General features: G+C 70.7%; 18 protein-coding genes. 7 read left to right on the forward strand and 11 right to left on the reverse strand.

The window, feature by feature from the left end; genetic code table 11:
- The 3 genes from ACWGKT_RS46825 to metF form a co-directional block, all read left to right on the forward strand.
- Positions 1-426 (forward strand): methionine adenosyltransferase domain-containing protein (locus ACWGKT_RS46825; protein ID WP_453278558.1); only part of this gene is annotated, 426 nt, incomplete at its 5' end.
- The gene (locus ACWGKT_RS46830) at positions 419-1414 is read left to right on the forward strand and encodes a carbohydrate kinase family protein (protein ID WP_453278559.1); all 996 of its coding nucleotides are present in this window, start codon (positions 419-421) and stop codon (positions 1412-1414) included. The genes ACWGKT_RS46825 and ACWGKT_RS46830, both read left to right, overlap by 8 nt.
- Positions 1411-2316, forward strand: a complete 906-nt coding sequence (metF, locus tag ACWGKT_RS46835) for a methylenetetrahydrofolate reductase [NAD(P)H] (protein ID WP_453278560.1) — start codon at positions 1411-1413, stop codon at positions 2314-2316. Before ACWGKT_RS46830 ends, metF begins: the two co-directional genes overlap by 4 nt.
- Positions 2317-2880: 564 nt before the next feature.
- Here the strand turns inward: metF and ACWGKT_RS46840 are convergent.
- Positions 2881-3810 carry an alpha/beta hydrolase gene (locus tag ACWGKT_RS46840; protein WP_453278561.1) on the reverse strand — a complete coding sequence of 310 codons (930 nt, stop codon included), beginning with the start codon at positions 3808-3810 and terminating at the stop codon, positions 2881-2883.
- A 360-nt stretch (positions 3811-4170) separates the two neighbouring features.
- On the opposite strand from ACWGKT_RS46840, the gene ACWGKT_RS46845 reads away from it, so the two are divergent.
- Both ACWGKT_RS46845 and ACWGKT_RS46850 read left to right on the forward strand, forming a co-directional pair.
- Positions 4171-4467 carry a CU044_2847 family protein gene (locus ACWGKT_RS46845; RefSeq protein ID WP_453278574.1) on the forward strand — a complete coding sequence of 99 codons (297 nt, stop codon included), beginning with the start codon at positions 4171-4173 and terminating at the stop codon, positions 4465-4467.
- Positions 4464-7496 carry a trypsin-like peptidase domain-containing protein gene (locus ACWGKT_RS46850; protein ID WP_453278562.1) on the forward strand — a complete coding sequence of 1011 codons (3033 nt, stop codon included), beginning with the start codon at positions 4464-4466 and terminating at the stop codon, positions 7494-7496. Before ACWGKT_RS46845 ends, ACWGKT_RS46850 begins: the two co-directional genes overlap by 4 nt.
- A 368-nt stretch (positions 7497-7864) precedes the next feature.
- On the opposite strand, the gene ACWGKT_RS46855 is transcribed toward ACWGKT_RS46850, so the two are convergent.
- The 6 genes from ACWGKT_RS46855 to ACWGKT_RS46880 form a co-directional block, all read right to left on the reverse strand.
- Positions 7865-8050, reverse strand: a complete 186-nt coding sequence (locus ACWGKT_RS46855; protein ID WP_453278563.1) for a hypothetical protein — start codon at positions 8048-8050, stop codon at positions 7865-7867.
- A gap of 95 nt (positions 8051-8145) precedes the next feature.
- A complete protein-coding gene (locus tag ACWGKT_RS46860) occupies positions 8146-10707 on the reverse strand; it encodes a tetratricopeptide repeat protein (RefSeq protein WP_453278564.1) in 2562 nt (853 codons plus the stop codon).
- A gap of 148 nt (positions 10708-10855) precedes the next feature.
- Positions 10856-11269, reverse strand: coding sequence for a hypothetical protein (locus tag ACWGKT_RS46865; RefSeq protein WP_453278565.1), 414 nt, complete (start codon positions 11267-11269; stop codon positions 10856-10858).
- 447 nt (positions 11270-11716) lie between these two features.
- Entirely contained in the window at positions 11717-12016 is a 300-nt protein-coding gene (locus tag ACWGKT_RS46870; RefSeq protein ID WP_453278566.1) for a hypothetical protein, read from the reverse strand.
- Positions 12013-12696 carry a GGDEF domain-containing protein gene (locus ACWGKT_RS46875; protein WP_453278567.1) on the reverse strand — a complete coding sequence of 228 codons (684 nt, stop codon included), beginning with the start codon at positions 12694-12696 and terminating at the stop codon, positions 12013-12015. Before ACWGKT_RS46875 ends, ACWGKT_RS46870 begins: the two co-directional genes overlap by 4 nt.
- A gap of 101 nt (positions 12697-12797) precedes the next feature.
- Complete coding sequence (locus ACWGKT_RS46880) at positions 12798-13250, reverse strand: Pycsar system effector family protein (protein ID WP_453278568.1); 453 nt, start codon at positions 13248-13250, stop codon at positions 12798-12800.
- A 444-nt stretch (positions 13251-13694) separates the two neighbouring features.
- Between ACWGKT_RS46880 and ACWGKT_RS46885 the strand changes: the two genes are divergently transcribed.
- A complete protein-coding gene (locus ACWGKT_RS46885) occupies positions 13695-13886 on the forward strand; it encodes a hypothetical protein (protein WP_453278569.1) in 192 nt (63 codons plus the stop codon).
- 20 nt (positions 13887-13906) lie between these two features.
- Here the strand turns inward: ACWGKT_RS46885 and ACWGKT_RS46890 are convergent, their stop codons facing one another.
- Complete coding sequence (locus ACWGKT_RS46890; protein ID WP_453278570.1) at positions 13907-14383, reverse strand: DUF6197 family protein; 477 nt, start codon at positions 14381-14383, stop codon at positions 13907-13909.
- On the opposite strand from ACWGKT_RS46890, the gene ACWGKT_RS46895 reads away from it, so the two are divergent.
- Complete coding sequence (locus ACWGKT_RS46895; RefSeq protein ID WP_453278571.1) at positions 14382-14669, forward strand: hypothetical protein; 288 nt, start codon at positions 14382-14384, stop codon at positions 14667-14669. The two genes, ACWGKT_RS46890 and ACWGKT_RS46895, sit on opposite strands and share 2 nt — an antisense overlap.
- A gap of 221 nt (positions 14670-14890) precedes the next feature.
- Here ACWGKT_RS46895 and ACWGKT_RS46900 read toward each other — a convergent pair whose 3' ends face one another.
- The 3 genes from ACWGKT_RS46900 to ACWGKT_RS46910 form a co-directional block, all read right to left on the reverse strand.
- Positions 14891-15142 (reverse strand): helix-turn-helix domain-containing protein, encoded by a 252-nt coding sequence (locus ACWGKT_RS46900; RefSeq protein ID WP_453278575.1) that lies wholly within the window; start codon positions 15140-15142, stop codon positions 14891-14893.
- Between the two features lie 158 nt (positions 15143-15300).
- Complete coding sequence (locus tag ACWGKT_RS46905; RefSeq protein WP_453278572.1) at positions 15301-15825, reverse strand: RNA polymerase sigma factor; 525 nt, start codon at positions 15823-15825, stop codon at positions 15301-15303.
- A gap of 25 nt (positions 15826-15850) precedes the next feature.
- The gene (locus tag ACWGKT_RS46910) at positions 15851-16126 is read right to left on the reverse strand and encodes a hypothetical protein (RefSeq protein WP_453278573.1); all 276 of its coding nucleotides are present in this window, start codon (positions 16124-16126) and stop codon (positions 15851-15853) included.
- Positions 16127-16441 lie beyond the last annotated feature (315 nt).

Below are 16441 nucleotides of genomic sequence, written 5' to 3' on the forward strand. Positions count from 1 at the left end.
CGCAAGATCATCATCGACACCTACGGCGGCATGGCCCGCCACGGTGGCGGCGCCTTCTCGGGCAAGGACCCGTCCAAGGTCGACCGCTCCGCCGCGTACGCGATGCGCTGGGTCGCCAAGAACGTCGTCGCCGCGGGTCTGGCCTCCCGCTGCGAGGTCCAGGTCGCCTACGCCATCGGCAAGGCCGAGCCGGTCGGTCTCTTCGTCGAGACCTTCGGCACCGAGACGGTCGGCGTGACGAACATCCAGGCGGCCATCACCGAGGTCTTCGACCTCCGCCCGGCCGCGATCACCCGCGACCTGGACCTGCTCCGCCCGATCTACGCCCAGACGGCCGCCTACGGCCACTTCGGCCGCGAGCTGCCCGACTTCACCTGGGAGCGCACCGACCGGGTGGACGCCCTGCGTAAGGCCGCAGATGTCTGAACGGACCGTCCTCGTCACCGGGTCCGTGGCCGTGGACTACCTGATGACGTTCCCCGGGAGCTTCACCGAGCAGCTGATCGCGGATCAACTGGCCCATGTCTCCCTTTCCTTCCTGGTCGACGCGCTCGACGTTCGTCCCGGAGGCGTCGGCGCCAACATCTCCTACGGCCTGGCCCTGCTCGGTCTGCGTCCCGCGCTGGTCGCGGCCGTGGGTGCCGACTTCGCGCCGTACGCCGAGCGGTTGCGGTCCGCCGGCGTGGACCTGAGCCATCTGCGCACATCGGGCACCCGGCACACCGCCCGCTTCCTGTGCACCACCGACCGGGACGGCAACCAACTCGCCTCCTTCTATCCCGGCGCCATGGACGAGGCCGTGGAACTCGACCTCACCGGCATGGTCCACCAGTTGGACGGCGCCGCACTCGTCCACATCGGCGCCGACCAGCCGGAGGCCATGCTGCGGCACACGGACGCGGCCCGCGCCCTGGGCCTCCCGTTCGCCGCCGACCCCTCCCAACAACTGGCCCGGCTGGACCGCGACGCCGCACGACGGCTCGTCGACGGGGCCCGGTTCCTCTTCACTAACGCCTACGAACGGGCGCTCCTGCTGTCCCGGACCGGGTGGACGGAGGACGAGGTGCTGGCCAGGACCGGTGCCTGGATCACCACCCTCGCCGAGAAGGGGAGCAGGGTCGACCGAGCCGGCGAACCGCCGGTGGAGGTCGCGGCCGTACCCGCCCGGACGGCCGTCGATCCCACGGGGGCCGGGGACGCGTACCGCGCGGGCTTCCTCACGGCCGTCGTATGCGGTCTGGACCCGCGCAACGCCGCACAGATCGGCTCCGCCTTGGCGACCTGTGCGCTGGAGAGCGTCGGCCCCCAGACATACGGGAGCAGTGTCGACTGGGACACCCTTACGGCCGTGCTCACGGCAGCCTACGGGCCGGAGGCGGCCGCCGTCGCACGGAGTCTGCCGGGGGTCCGATGACCGCTCTTGCCACACCCCCGAGAAGCGTCGCCGCGGCCCTGAGATCGTCCCGGCGCTCGTATTCCTTCGAGTTCTTCCCGCCGCGCACCCCGCAGGCGGAAGCCGTCCTGTGGGCGGCACTACGCCAGGTGGAACGCCTGGGGCCGTCGTTCGTCTCGATCACGTACGGCGCTGGGGGAACGTCCCGCGACGGTAGCATCGCGATTGTCCGAAGGATCGTCGAGGAGACGACCCTGACACCACTAGCCCATCTGACAGCCGTCGGCCAGTCGACCGCCGAACTCCGGCGGATCATCGGGGAATTCGCCGACGCCGGGGTCCGTGACATTCTCGCACTGCGCGGTGATCCGCCCGGCGATCCACTGGGGCCGTGGCGCCCGCATCCGCAGGGGCTGCGGCACGCCGCGGACCTCGTACGGCTCATCCGGGAGTCCAGTAACTTCGGCGTGGGAGTGGCGGCCTTTCCGGAGCGTCATCCCCGGTCCGCGTGCTGGGACGACGAGATCCGGCACTTCGTGGCCAAGTGGCGGGCCGGAGCGGACTTCGCGATCACCCAGATGTTCTTCCGCGCTGAGGACTACTTCCGGCTCCGCGACCGGCTTGCAGCGGCCGGCTGCGACATGCCGGTGATCCCGGAGATCATCCCAGCCACGCACGCCGATCAGATCCACCGATTCGCCCGGCTCAGCGGTGCGACGTTCCCCGCGGAGCTGGCCCGGCGCCTGGAGGCGGCCCGCCGGGATCCCGCGCAGTCCCACCACGTCGGTGTCGAACACGCGGTGAGACTGGCCCAGCGCCTCCTGGACGGCGGGGCGCCCGGTCTGCACTACATCACGCTCAACCGCTCAACGGCGGTCCTGGAGATCCACCGCAGCCTCCGGCTCCCGACCGGGCCGGGTTGAACAGTCACCGAACCCCCCGATTCGCCAGTGACCTTTTCGGCAACTGCCACCATGTCATGGAGTAGCCGCCTTCCCCCGAGTGGCGCGCAGCGCCGCGCAGGACCTGACCCTCGGTCACATCCCCTGGTTACGGACGGTACCGGGATGCCCTCCCGGTTGTTCCCGCTTTGTGCGAAGCCGATACAGGCGATGGGCGTACGCCAGCCGTGCTGTCCCGGTCGTCGAGATCAGTGTCGAGGAACGGCGTCACGTGGAGGAACCAGGCACTGCGTCGTCTGCGCCACCTGATCCGAAGAGCCATTGTGGCTCGGCGGTGCTGAGCAGCGGGGTTCCGCGGACGCCGCGGGCTCGCAGCTTGCTGAGGTCTGCCAGAGAAACAGGGTCGGTACGCCGGAAGCACCAGTCGGATACGGGCCCGAAGTGGCGCTCAAGAGGCCCGACACGCCTGCTCCGCCTCCCCGAGGAAGGCGGAGCAGCCGATGGGCAGTGCGGTGGCCAGCACTACGAGGACAGGATGCGGATGTCGTCGATCTGTATGCGTCCGGACCGCCGAGCCGGGCGGCCTCACGCGTCCGCCACCGCCGCCGCCAGGAATGCCGCCTGGCGGGCTCGTTCGCGGGCGGCGAGGGCGATGGGGAACTCGACGAAGCAGTGCGCGGCGTCGGGCACGACGTCCAGCTCGACGTGGTTACCCGCCGCCCGCCAGCGCGCTGCCATGAACAGTGAGTCGTCCAGCAACGGATCCTCCTCGCCGACGACGAAGCGCCCCAGTGGGAGGCCGCGCAGGTCCGCGTACAGGGGCGAGACGTCCGGGGCGCGTCGCTGCTCGGTGCTCAGCCCCGGCAGGTACTTGTCGTAAAACCAGGCCATGATCGGGGTCGACAGGACCAGGTTCCGCTCGCCCCAGTTGCGGCAGCTCGGGGTGAGGGCGGCGTCGTACGCCCCGTAGGTGAGATGGGCTGCCCGGAACGCGCTGCTCAGGCCGTGCTGGCGCAGCCTGAGCAGCGTCACCACTGCCAGGTTGGCTCCGGCCGACTCGCCCCCGACCACCAGCCGGTCCGTCCCGAACTCGTCCCAGGCGTGCTCGACGAGCCACCGCGCGGCCGTCTCGCAGTCGTCCGGCCCCGCGGGATAGGGATGCTCCGGGGCCAAGCGGTACTCGACGCTTGCCACCGCGACCCGGGCGGCCTGGGCCAGCTCCCACAGCCGCAGGTCCTGCAGGGCGGCCGAGCCGAGGGTCCAGCCGCCGCGGTGCAAGTGGAGGTACACGCCGCCCGCCTGCGGCGGGGTGAACACCCGCACACGCACGCCACCCCACGAAGCGGTCGAGGCGTGCGGCAACCGGACCGGGGTGGGGAAGATGACGGCCTCGCCGCGCTCCTCGGCTTCCCGGGTGGCCACCGGGTCGTCGGTCTCGCACAGGTCGGGCAGGGCGCTCAACCGCGCGGCGAGTTCCGCGTTGAAGCGCCGGGCTTCGTCGGCCACAACTGTCACGCACACCCCCGCGGTCGTGAGGCTGGGCGCCGCACTCGCATGCGGCGCGAGTCAAGCGTAGGGGCCGGCGACGGGCGAGGAGCAGAAAATGGGCGGACAGCGTCACCGGCGCGACGGCTCCGTGCGCCCGCCGACCAGGCCGTGCAGCGCCGGCGCGCGACACCGGCGCACGGGTGGGTGACGTGCGCCCGACGATGCACCCTGTTCTGGGGAACCACACGGAATCTGTTGACCCGTCGTGGCCGGACCCACAATGCTGAAACGACGCGTCCGGGTGGAGAGCGCAGGCGGGGGCCACACATGAGCGCACTGACCGATGAGTCGGGCGGCGGGCCGACGGCAGTCGGCGGGCCGCCGCCAATGGTACTGGTGGATTTCACGGCCCGGCCCGGCAGCGTCCGCCAGGTGACCTTGTCCCCCGCCGACGTGGCCGCCAGGTCCGCGCGGGCCGTGGAGCAGGCCATGGACACCGTGCGCGGCATGGCCGAACGTGTCCGGCATGCCGTCGAGTCGATGGTCGAGCGGCCCGAGAGTGTCGAGGTCGAGTTCGGGATCACCTTCGACGTCGAGTCCGGGGCGCTGATCGCCAAGGCCCGCGCGGAGGCCGCCTTGACCGTGCGCGTGGCGTGGGGCCGCGGCGGCGCCACCTCCTCGTGAGCAGCCCACCCGGCGGCCACGTCTTCGACGGACCCCCGGCGGCGGGCCAGGCCGGGCCCGCCGCCGGAGTGCCGGTCATCCTCCAGGACGTCCGCAGGTTCACCGTTCAGGTGCGCGACGCCCTCGACACCAAGGTGCTCGGCACCGGCGTGGTCATCTCCCGCAACGGCCTGGTGGCCACCTGCGCACATGTGGTGCGCGCCGCCGGGGTCGACCCGCGGCTGGGCCGCCGCGCCGAGGTCGGTGTCAACTTCCCCGCGCTGCCCGGCCGCCCCGCGCACTTCCGTCACGCGTGGGTGGCCGCGTTCTTCGTCGACACCGCCGATGACCTCGTCTGTCTTCAGGTCGAAGGCCCCCTGCCCATCCCATGGGACCGGGTGGCGTCCATCAGCGGCGCCTCGGGGTCGCAGTGGCACAGGTTCGCGAGTTACGGGTACCGTCGGTTGGAGGGCTATCTCGGGGCCTGGGCGCACGGACGCGTGCTGGGGGAGGTGGAACCCCCCGTCGGCACGCAGTTACTCATGGACCCGGTGCAGCTGGAGTCCCCGCACATCGATGCCGGAATGAGTGGCGCGCCTGTCCTGGATGTCGAGCGGAACCTGGTGGTGGGAGTGATTTCCGAGACCTGGCTCGGGGCGGTGTCAGGAAAAGACCGGGACACCGCTTGGGCGGTGAACGCCGACGTGATTGGTTTCACGCCGCTCGCGGTGTCGCTGCACGAGGACCCACTGCCGCTGCTGCGCGTGGAACCGCCGTTTGTCGACCCCCGCCTGCTGCGCAGAGCCGCCCCGATGCCCGTGGTCCGGCTCGACGGCGCCCCGCTCGCGCTCCCAGAGTGGGTGGGCCGGTCCCGGCTGCTCGACCGGCTGGACGACGCGTGGGACTCCGAGGACTGCCTGGTCGTGGGCCTGGTCGGGTTCGGTGGCGAGGGCAAGACCAGCCTCGCGCGCCACTGGGTGGGCTCCCTCGTCGAACGCGCCGAGGAAGGTGAGCGGCCCAGCGTTCTGTGGTGGAACTTCACCGAACGCGCCTCCGCTGACGACTTCCTCACCGCAGCCCTGGAGTTCGTCAGCGGCGGGCAGATCTCCCCCGAGGAGTTCCCGGACGGCCGGGCCCGCGCGGAAGGCGTCGCCGCGCTGCTCGGCCTTCGGCGCTTCGTGTTCGTCCTCGATGGGCTCGAGATGATGCAGCATCAGCACGCCGACCACTACGGTACGGTCGCCAGCTCTGACCTGCGCGACTTCCTGGCGTTCTGCTGCACACCCGGGCACCGGTCGTTTTGCGTGCTCACCACGCGCGCGCCGGTCCACGACCTGGTGCCCTATGTGACCTACCGCCACATCGACGTCACCGCTCTGTCCGTCGCCTCCGGGCGGGCGCTGCTGGCCAATCTCGGGGTGCTCGGCTCCGATGCTGCCCTCGACCAGGTCGTGCTGGACTGGGGTGGGCACGCGCTCACGCTCAGCCTCATTGCGGGGTACCTGGTCAAACGCTTCCAGGGCGATGTCCGGCGAATCTCCGCGCTGCCGCCCCCGGACCCGGCAGTGCCACGCGACGAGCTGGTACGGCGGGTGCTGCGCGAGTACGACGCGTGCCTGTCGGGGGAGGAGCGCGGGCTGCTAACCCGGTTCAGCGTGTTCCGCACACCGGTCACCGACGAGGCCGTACGGCTGGTGGCGGGCGAGCCGGGCGAGTCCACCGACGAGGCGTTCCGGCATCTGGTGGCCGCGCGGATCGTCCGGCGCGACACCTCGGGCCGCTCAAGCATGCACCCCCTGGTCCGCGACTACTACAACAGCCTGGCGGGGACCGGCCCCGAGCGCGAGGCGCTGCACGCCCGCGCCAAGGCGTACTACCTCGACAGCTACTCTGCCGCCGCCGACGCGACGGGAGAGACCGTCACCGAGGACGGGGCCGGCCGCGCCTCGCTGGAGTCGCTGGCCCCGGTGGTCGAGGCCGTGCACCACGCGTGCGCCTCCGGCGCCCTCGAGGAGGCCTGCGATCTCATCGACGAACGCCTTTACGTCGGCTCACGCGGTCTGATCACTCGTGAGCTCAATGCCTACGAGACTGTGCTGTCCTGCTTCGCAGACCTGTTCCCCGAGGGGCGGCTGCGCCGCGAACCGCTGGTGCGGGACGCGTCCTCGCGCGGCTGGGTCCTCCATGAGGCCGCCACTTGCCTGCAACTGCTCGGCAGGCTCCGTGAGGCTTCGGCGATGCTGCGGCGTGCGATGCAGGCGTTCAAGGCCATCGGCCGCTGGCATGACGCGGCCGTGAGTTGCCAGAACATGGGCGAGCTGCACCTGAGCCTCGGGGCTCTGCCCGCCATGGCGGAGGTGGTGCGCGAGGCCTACGCGCTCGCCGAACGCGCCGAGGACCAGGAGGACGTGCTGGTCGCCGCCACCCTGGAGGGCGCGCTCGCCCATTTACGGGGGGAGGACGCGCAGGCCGCGGCCGCGTTCGCGCGGGCGCTGCGGATCGCGCGCGAGCACACTCCCGTCCCGGCGCTCTACAGCTCCAGCGGCATCCGCTACGCCGAACATCTGCGGCGGCGCGGCGACACCGCCGCCGCCCGGCGGGTGCACGAGGTCAACCTGGAGATCAGCCGCGCGGCGGACTGGCGGGCCGACGAGACTGGGTGCCTGGTCGGGCTCGGGGACCTGGCGCTGGACGCGGGCGAGCTACGCGAGGCGGGGCGCCGCTACGAGGAGGCCTTCCACATCGCGCGGGGGATCACCCGCCGGGACGTGCTAATCACCGCCCTGCTCGCACGCTGCCGTCTGGGTATGGCCGACGGGCGCGCGGCGGCGGTGCGGGCCGACCTCGAGCAGGCCCTGTCGATGGCGGTGAGCGGCGGCTACCGGCTCGCGGAGGTGGACGCCCGGCTGTGCATGGCGCGGCTCTACCAGGGGCTGGGCGACGGTCCGGCGGCGTGGGACGAGCTCTCCCGCGCGGAGGAGACAGCCATCGAACTCGGCTACCACTGGGGTCAGGTGGGCGCGCAAGAGCTGGCTGCGTTGCTGGACTGAGCACCCATCCTCTTGGCTGACGTGAGCGTCGGGTTCGGGCCTGGTGGGCACGAGCCGGTGTTCGCGGGCGGGCCCGCGCCCTCGCGTCGGGCGGGTGGATGTCGTCAGTGCCGGCGAGTTCGGTGATCAGCAGGGGAGACGGTGAAAGGATGCCGAGGCCGACGGTACTCGGAGGCGCGGGACGTCCATGATCTCGCCGGGTCCTCGCCGGTCAGGCCCACAGCGAATTGGTAACCGGGCTGCGGCCTGGGACAGGCGGCAGAAACGACGCGCCGACACAGGCGCGACACTTCGAAGTGCACCCCAGCAGGCGGCAGCAACGCAAGCCAGGCCTCCACGGCTACCGAGGAGCGCGGCAGCCCCGCCTCTCAGGGCGTCGGCGGCAGAGCGTCCGGCGCCGTTGCCGCGGATTCCATGGCGTCGTCGGGGGCCTCGTCGGCGAGCCGCTCGGCGAAGTGCCGCAGCAGCGCTTCTGGGAGCCGCCCGTCTACAGCAGTGGCCCGCCGCTTGCCGTCCCCGTCGGGGTGTTCTGCATCCTCGTCAGCTGCTGCCATCAACGACCCCCCTTGTGTGGGTTGTCCGACTCTGTGTCACCAGTGTCCTGAACGGCGGCCCCCGCCGCCAGCACCCGCGGAAAGCAGATCGTTTCCTAACCACTGGCATCCCCGCCCCCTTCTCGCCACCGCTCAAGAGCGCTCCGGGTGGCGAAGGTCAGGGGATGAATTGAGCCCAGCACTCGCTCGCTGTCGGGTAGGAGTTGCACAAGGGCGTCAGCGGCCCCGGACGGGTTGCCGGCCTGGCCCTGCCAGCGGGCGGACTGGAAGCGGACGCGTAGGGTGCCGTAGTCGTCCGGGCCCAGGACACGTACATAGTCGGGCAGCAGCTCAGCGAACGCTGCCGCGGCCCCGGACGCGTCCCCCGCCTCGCCCTGCCAGCGGGCGGACTCGAAGCGGACGTCGAGGGTGCCGGGGTCGTCCGGGCCCAGGACACGTACATAGTCGGGCAGCAGCTCAGAAAACACCGCCGCGGCCCCGGACGCGTCACCGGCGTCCCCTTGCAGGGCGGCCAGCTGTGCCCGGGTGGTGAGAGTGTCGCAATGGTCCGGGCCCAGCGCGAGTTTCTGTAGGGCCAGCACCTCAGCAAGCGTGATCATGCCCTGGGCCGTCTTCTGCAAGGATTCGACGTTGGCGGGGGCCTCATGGGCCTGGGAGTTGTTGAGTCCCAGCTCTCTCGCCATGGCTTCCGCCATCAGAGTGAAGGCGTCAGTCACAGCCGCCATCAGGGACGGATTTCCTGCCTGATCCCGCCAGTGAGCCAGGTTGAGCTGCGTGATTTTGGTGGAGGGGTGGTTCGGACCCAGCACGCGCACCATGGTCCCAACCAGCTGTTCAAGGGCGTCAGCGGCTCCGGACGGGTCGCCCGCCTCGCCCTGCCAATGAGCGGACTGGAAGCGGACGCCGAGGGCGTCGGGGTGGTCCGGGCCCAGGACACGCTCGTAGTCGGGCAGCAGCTCAGCGAACGCTGCCGCGGCTCCGGACGCGTCCCCCGCCTCGCCCTGCCAGCGGGCGGACTGGAAGCGGACGCCGAGGGCGTAGAGGTGGTCCGGGCCCAGGACACGCTCGCAGTCGGGCAGCAGCTCAGCGAACGCTGCCGCGGCTCCGGACGGGTCGCCCGCCTCGCCCTGCCAGCGGGCAAGGCTATGCCGGCCAGCAAGAGTGGCCGGGGCGTCCGGGCCCAGTTCATGCACGTAGTCGGGCAGCAGCTCAGCAAACGCGGCAACGGCCCTTCGGGGGTCTCCTGCCGTCCCCTGGCAGTCTGCCAGGTTGTGCCGGGTGGCAAGGGTGTACGAGTCGTTCGATCCAAGGCGACGGCATGCTGCGGCAGCGAGGCCGTCGAAGTAGTCACGGGCAGCGGTGCCCTGGTTGGAATCGGCAAGGCTCTTGCCCGCTCGATGGAGCACCGCGTGCGGTACAGGCCGGAAGAGAGCGACTTCAGCATTGCGGGTGAGAGCAGTGGTATTGGCGCGCAATCCCTGGCTGAGGGCGGCTTCGCGTTCGACATCAGGCCAGGCGGCGATGAGGGCATCGGCAGCGGTGCGGGCAATCTGGTGGTGCTGGTGGTGGGTGAGAGTGTCGCGGGTGGCGCGCTGGATGAGTTGGTGGACGCGGACTGTGTGGTGGGCAGTGCTGGGGGTGTGGTCGATGAGGCTGAGGCGGTGCAGGGCTCGAAGGGCGCGCACTGCGTCCCGGGCCGGTACCGGGGCCGGTTCCGTGGCGGTGTCCTGGCCGGTGCGGTGATGTGCAAGGTGGGTCAGGGCGGGTGGGCTGGTCAGCACGGCTTGTGGGATGCCGTTGGCATCGAGGAAGGCGGCTAGCTGGAGCATGGGGCGTGCCAGACCGGCGGGACGGAGGGTGTCGGCACGGTCGATGGACAGGGACCAGGCGGCAGCCAGGGGAAGAGCCTGGTCGTCGGGGAGGTGGTCGGGGGCGGCATCGGCAAGGGCGGTGGTGCGGTCGGCCAGCAGGGTGCGGTAGTCAGCCGCGCTCTGGCCGGAGTCGATGAGGTAGGCGGCTGCCTGGGCGAGGGCCAGGGGCAGGTGTCCGAGATCGGCGGCAAGGGCGGTGAGCTGGCCAGCGGGCTCTTCTCGGCCGCGGTCGGCCAGGTAGGCAGTGAGGTAGCCGGTGGCTTCGGCCTGGGTGAACAGGCCGACCTCAACCAGGCGGCGGCCTTCCCCGGTCAGGGCGGCGTCCCGGCGGCGGGTGGTGACCAGGGTCCGGCCGTAGGGGCTGGCAGGCGGCCACAGGCCGCGCAGGTCGTCGGGGTCGGCGACGTCGTCCAGGACGATCAGCCACCGGCACGGCCTCTGCCCGGCCTTGGGGGTGAGCCAGGCCAGGAACGTCTGCGCGGCCTGCTCTTGGTCGTTGGAGTCCGCCCCGCACAGGTCGACACCGGCCTGGGCGTAGCCGGTCACCACGGGCGAGCGGGCACTGGCGGTGACCCAGACCAGGACGTCCAGGTGGCCGTCCTCCCAGGCGGTAAGGGCGTAGTCGGCGGCGAGCTGGGTCTTGCCGACCCCGCCAATCCCGGCCAGTACCAGCCCCCGCACGGTGTCCTGCCCGACCAGGACCGCGGCCTGTTCACCTGTCAGGGCCCCAGGCAGCCGTACCTTTTCCGCCCGGTCCTGGAAACAGCCCGCCCGCGGCGGGATCACCCCCACCTGGTGTGGCCACACAGCCGGCGGCCGCGACGCCCCGTAATGGATGTTCTGGACACCCTTGCCCAGGACCGGACCGGCGAAAATGCCGTCTCGGAAATCGACGTGGTCCCCGTCGCCGGCTCCCCTCCCTGGCTGCGGGACTTCATCGATCACCTGGTGCCTCGCCCACGTGGTTGTGCTGGACGCCCTTGCCCAGGACCGGGCCGTGGAACGTGCCATAGCGGAAATCGACGTGGTCACCGCCCACCGCGACACCCTCTGCGGGGGCCCGCAGGGACTCCAGTTGCTCCACGAGCCGCTCCAGCGCCGCGGCGAACTCTGCGTCCCGCTCGGCGGCGTCCTCCAGAGCGTCCGTCAGCCTCCGTCGAGTACGCTCCGACAGCTCCTCACGACCTTCCCCGGCCTCCACGCGTGCGCGGTCCAGCGCGGAATCCGCCCCGAGCCTGAAACTGACCAGCTCGTGCAGCCGGTCCATCCCCGCATCAACGGCCTGATCGACCTCCGCATCCGCACGCCCCGCCACCCGGCGCGCCTTACGGACCAGCCACGCGAACACATACCCCACCGCGATCTCTGCCCCCGGGACCACAGCACCCCCCAAGCCGGCCGAAGACGACACCCTGAACATACCCCCACCCAGCACCCCACACCGTGAGATTGCGGCTCATGACAGACTTGCTACAGAACCCCTGGGTGGCTACTGCTGGGCGCCGGTGTTCTCGCAGATCGCGGCGGCGATCTCGAGCACCGCGTAGGCATGGGCCGCCATGCCCTTCCCGAAGGCATCCGTGTCGCGGCAGCGCTCCGCCCGACAGCGGCCGTCGCAGGCCTGCGGGTGCGCCGTTTGCCAGCACCTCCCATTCCAAGGAGGAGCGCCAGGACGGCGATGACGCCCATCGCCGCTCCGATAGCACCCAACCCCTGCCGCCGCCCCCGTCCTGCGAGTCCCCCAAGGGGGGACGCCCGGAGAAGCTCGGTCATGCGTGTCTCCGATCAGGGCGGATCAGGCGTGGTCGTCGCGCTGACGCTTGGGCTGGACGTCGGAGGCGAAATGGCCGCGGCGGGCCTCGGCGGGGTTCACAGCGATCCACCCCTCAGCGCACGCCTTGTGCACGGGCTCGCCGTAGTGGGAGCGCACCGGCGTCAGCCGCGCGCACAGGACGCAGGGCAGGTTCTGCCAGCGGTCGAGGTGCCGTCCGTCGCGCCAGTCCAGGATGCTGCCGGGGGCCGGGATGAGACCCGGCTCCCATAGCGGCCGCCGACTGCGGCGGCCCTTCGCCGGCGCTGGCCGGGCGGTGTTCACGCGGTACGGTCCTGGGCTGCCGTGCCGGGACGTCCTGCGCGGCGTCCGTTGACGGAGCCGGCGTAGGCGTCTGCCCGCGTGGCGAGGTACGGGAACACCTCACTGCCGGTCTTGACCTTGTACATGGCCATGTCCGCCCCGCGCAGGAGGCGGGAGGGGTCGGTCGCGCCGGGCAGGTCGACCGCGCGGGCGACGCCGATGGACACGGCCGGCCGCAGGAGTTCGGGGCCGCAGTCGACGGGCTGCGCCAGATGCGCACGCAGCGCGCGTACCTCGCGGACGGTATCGGCCGGCGACAGCAGCACGACGACGCCGAACTCGTCACCGCCCAGGCGGGCGGCGAGGCCGTCGTGGGCCTGGGCCCACGCGCCGATCCGGCGGCCGATGGCGGCGATCAGGAGGTCACCGGCAGCGTGTCCGAGGCTGTCGTTGACGGTCTTGAGTCCGTCGGCGTCGGCGACCAGGACATGCAGCAACTCGCGGCGGGCGGCGGCGAGCTGGGTGATGCGGCTCGTGAGGGCGTCGCGGGTGGCAAGGCCGGTGAGCGGGTCACGGCGTGCGGCGCGCAGCTGGCGGCGCACACGGACGTCGTCGGCGAGGACGGCCAGGGCGAGCGGCACGGCGGCCGCCGTGGCGAGGAATGCGCGGGACGGCTGCCGTAAGACGCTGGGTGCAGGCATGATGAAACCTCCTCCCGCCCGTGAAGGGCGGATGTGGGAGAGGCGCACCCCAAGCTGCCCAGGCCGGGGGGTGCGCCTCGTTCCGTTTTCTGGGGTGTGGGTTACAGGGCGGTGATGCCGGCGGCGGCGAGCAGGACGAGCGCCATCAGGGACAGGTCGACAGCGCGCCGCAGCAGGACGTACTTGTGCACGGCGATGCCGGACAGGACGCGGATGCGGGCAGGTCGGGTGTCCCCGGTCATGCACGCGCGGATCGTGTCGTCGTCCAGGCGCGCCCAGTACGGGAATGAGGCCTGGTCCTTGCCGCTGAGCCGGGGGCGGACCACGAGCAGGAGCAGGACGGCGGCCGCGCCCAGCGCGGCTACGGCTAATGCCCCGCAGGCCTGCGTGAGGAGCGGGAGTCTGGCACGGGGGAGGGTGGTGAGTCCGGCGAGGACGGCGCCGTTGAACGCCAGTAGCAGGCTGGCTTTTCCGTCGGTGCGGGCGATCTCTCCGGCCACGGTGTGGCAGGCGTCGGTCAGGTTCTGGTGGGTGTTGGAGGCCGTGATAGGCATAGAGGATCCCTGATCTCGAAGGGGTGAAGGGGCGCGGGTGGCCGGCCCTTACGCCGATGCGCGGGCCGCCCGCGGTGAGCCCCGCCCCAGCCGGTGTGGCCGCTGGGGCGGGGTTCGCGCTTATGCGGCCAGCCGGTGTGTGTTCGGGCCAGGGGAGCGATGTAGCTGCCGGCGTCGGCCGGGGTGCCGCCGTGGCACTTCAGGCTGCTGCCAGCGTGCGCAGCAGGACGCATGGGGCGGGGTCGGCCGATCCGGCGGCGCGGGCCGGGGAACGAGCACGGGCATACTCCAAGTCCGTGGTCACACAGCCGTCCTGCGCCCCGTCGGTGCAGGGCGGCAGGTCGGGGAGAGCGTCAGGCCTGTTGTGTGGACCGTGCGTGCGTCACGCTGAGAGCCGGTGACGCGGCAGGGGGAGTGATGGGCTTCTTTCGAAGTGATCCGCCGGTGGTGCAGTTCGAAGCGGTGATCGATACCGACGGGTTGACGTGGCAGGCGTACACCGACGAGAACGGGGTCTTGGTCATAGACACCGACGCCGACGTTGAGGTGTTCATCAACCGGGCCATCGTGGACGGATGTGTGTATCCGGCCTGGGTGGACGACTACGGGCAGTTGGTCATCGAGTTGGACGGCTGACTGCCCCGCGCGGGCAGCGGTCAGAGTCCCTTGGCGTCGGCCAGCGACGCGGCCTCGTTCAGCATCCGCAAAGGAGCGTGTCCGCTTTCCCACGAGTCGTTGAAGCCCGGTACGGAGTCGACGTCGTCTCCGAAGCGGCGACGGATGGCCTCAAGCACGACGCGGGCTGCGTCGGCTTCCAGTCCGCGGTCGCCTGCCGCTTCGCCACGGATTGCTCCCAGCAGGCAGACCGCGCCGTCTTCGTTGGTGAGGGTGCCGGCGCACCAGCCGTCGGCTTCCATCCGGCGGTGGGCCCGCTCCAGGAGCGCGGCGACTGGTGTGCGGTAGGAACTGAAACAACTCGCCGCCACAGCAGGAGCAGCCCTGCTGACCGCGCTGGCACTGCCAGCAGACGCCCACGCCACCGCCATTGCCTGCGGAGGCGCCGTCTCGACCCAGAACATCGGCGCACAGGGCTGTATCTCCGCCGAACGGTGGAAGGACGGCCACGTCTTCATGCGGAACATCACCGCCCACGCCGTCATCACCAACTCCCGCGCCCACGCCTCCTACGTCGACTACGAAGCGTATTTCCGGATCCGCGAAGGCGGCCACTGGGTCAAGCTCGGCAACGGCCGCACGATCGTCCAGCGCAGGTCCACGATCGGCCCGTTCGAGATCGGCAACACCGACCGCGTCTGCGGCCCCGTCAACGCCACCGCCGAAATCCGGGTGCATGTGAGGCCCGCCGGCGGGGCGTGGAGCAACTGGAGCGGAGCCGCGACGAAGCAGTGCCAGACGTGAGCGAGGTACGCCGACGCCCGCCCCCCGCCTCCCGGAGTTGGAGGACGGGGGCGTCCGTGGAACGAGACCTTCCCCACCCGCCGCCATCACTCTCCGTCTATCGCATCTGACGCGAGAATTTCGCATCAGATGCGACCCGGGAGCGTCTTCGCAGTTCAATCCGGCCTCGGGAACATCGGTACAGCCGATGGCGCTGGCGGTCCGGGGCAGCCCAAGCGTGGTCACAGGCCGTCGACGTTGGCGCCCTGCCAGCTTTCACGCAGAAATTCGTAGACGGCTTGTTCGGGCACACGGAAGGAGCGGCCGACGCGGATGGCCGGTAGGTGCCCGCTGTGGACCAGCCGGTAGACCGACATCTTGGAGACGCCCATGATGCTGGCGACTTCAGCCACCGTCAGGAAGGTGACCTCATTCAGCGGCCGCTCCCCGCGGCGCCGGGGATCGTGGCTCCCCGGGCTGGGCCGGGCCGAGATGCTGCGGGGTGCCCTGGAAGGGGCTTGTGGCTGTTCGTGGTCCGACGTCTCACGACTGGCTCGCTCATGCAGGGTGGCCAGCCGGGCGCGGGTGTCGTTCTCGTCTGTCCACAGTTCGGAGACGGCAGTGGCCGTACCGTGCAGGTGGCGCTCGATGCTCATCGTTCACCTCCGCTGACGTCTGCAAGAACGATTTCCAGGGTGTCACGGCCGAGACGGAGGCAGGTCTTCACGGTGTTCACGGACACTGCCATGACGGCCGCGATCTCATCGTTGGGTAAGTCGAGTTGCCAGCGCAGTGCGATCGCCGTGCGTTGTCGGTCGGGTAGTTTGCGCACCGCCTCAAGGAGGATCAGCTCCCTCTCCCTCAACCCTAGGTCGTCTGGCCCCTCGCTCTGCGGCAGTTCGCCGGGGTCGGTGCTCAGACCATGCCGTTGTCGGGAGGCCTGGACGCGTTGCAGTCGCTGGCCGGCCACCTTGAACAGCCATGCCTGCGGCTTCTCCAGGTGGTTGACGTAGTCCCAGTAGGTGTGTGCGGCCAGCATCGTCTCCTGGGCCGCATCGTCGATGACTGCGTGGTCCCCCTCAAGCCACAGCAAATAGCGTCTGACCTGCGGTTCCCAGCGCAGGAAGAACTCGTCGAATTCATCTGCGCGGGCCACAAATGCACCTGCACGGGCCATGGGCTGCCCCCTCCTGCCGCCCGGGTCAACGCGTCCGACGGGGAGTACCAGCACGTTCCCCGATGACCGTCCGCCGTCCGTGGACGGCATCCTCCACCTGAATTCGTCGGTCCGGCAGCCTGCGCAACAACACCGAGAGGGTGGCGCGCCGCTCGCGCTCCATACCGCTGGCGGTCCGTCCGCGGGCCAGTTCGTGGAGCACGTCCCACAGCCCCGCGCCGTTCTTCCGGGGCCGCAAGACCAGCCCAAGCAGAACGATCACCGCTGAACCGCCCGCCGCGTTCAACACCTCCAGACCCACCAGCACTCCATGCGTGACCGGCCGGGACCCAGCGCCCCGACTCTGCCCACTACAGGCATCGCGGGACGGGAAAGGGTGAACGCCGCATGAGATATCCAGTGTGGCGCTGGTCACGTTCTGCACCTGAGCTAGGGCCCGTGTGAGGTCGTGATCAATCTCGGGTTCTGGTCCCGTGCGGGGACGGGACCTGGTAGGACGCTGGGTGTGACACGTAGGCAACTCACCGACGAGCAGTGGGAGTTCATCGAGCCGTACCTGCCGATAGGCGAGTACGGTCCGTACCCCGGGCGGCTGCGGGAGCAGTTCGAGGGGGTG

It is taken from the genome of Streptomyces sp. NPDC054794 (genome assembly GCF_053611585.1).

Coding starts and splice junctions, on each gene's coding strand:
- ACWGKT_RS46830 (WP_453278559.1), top strand. CDS start 419: ATGTCTGAACGGACCGTCCTCGTCACCGGGTCCGTGGCCGTGGACTAC.
- metF (WP_453278560.1), top strand. CDS start 1,411: ATGACCGCTCTTGCCACACCCCCGAGAAGCGTCGCCGCGGCCCTGAGA.
- ACWGKT_RS46845 (WP_453278574.1), top strand. CDS start 4,171: ATGGTACTGGTGGATTTCACGGCCCGGCCCGGCAGCGTCCGCCAGGTG.
- ACWGKT_RS46855 (WP_453278563.1), bottom strand. CDS start 8,050: ATGGCAGCAGCTGACGAGGATGCAGAACACCCCGACGGGGACGGCAAG.
- ACWGKT_RS46875 (WP_453278567.1), bottom strand. CDS start 12,696: ATGCCTGCACCCAGCGTCTTACGGCAGCCGTCCCGCGCATTCCTCGCC.
- ACWGKT_RS46880 (WP_453278568.1), bottom strand. CDS start 13,250: ATGCCTATCACGGCCTCCAACACCCACCAGAACCTGACCGACGCCTGC.
- ACWGKT_RS46895 (WP_453278571.1), top strand. CDS start 14,382: ATGCGGAACATCACCGCCCACGCCGTCATCACCAACTCCCGCGCCCAC.
- ACWGKT_RS46890 (WP_453278570.1), bottom strand. CDS start 14,383: ATGAAGACGTGGCCGTCCTTCCACCGTTCGGCGGAGATACAGCCCTGT.
- ACWGKT_RS46905 (WP_453278572.1), bottom strand. CDS start 15,825: ATGGCCCGTGCAGGTGCATTTGTGGCCCGCGCAGATGAATTCGACGAG.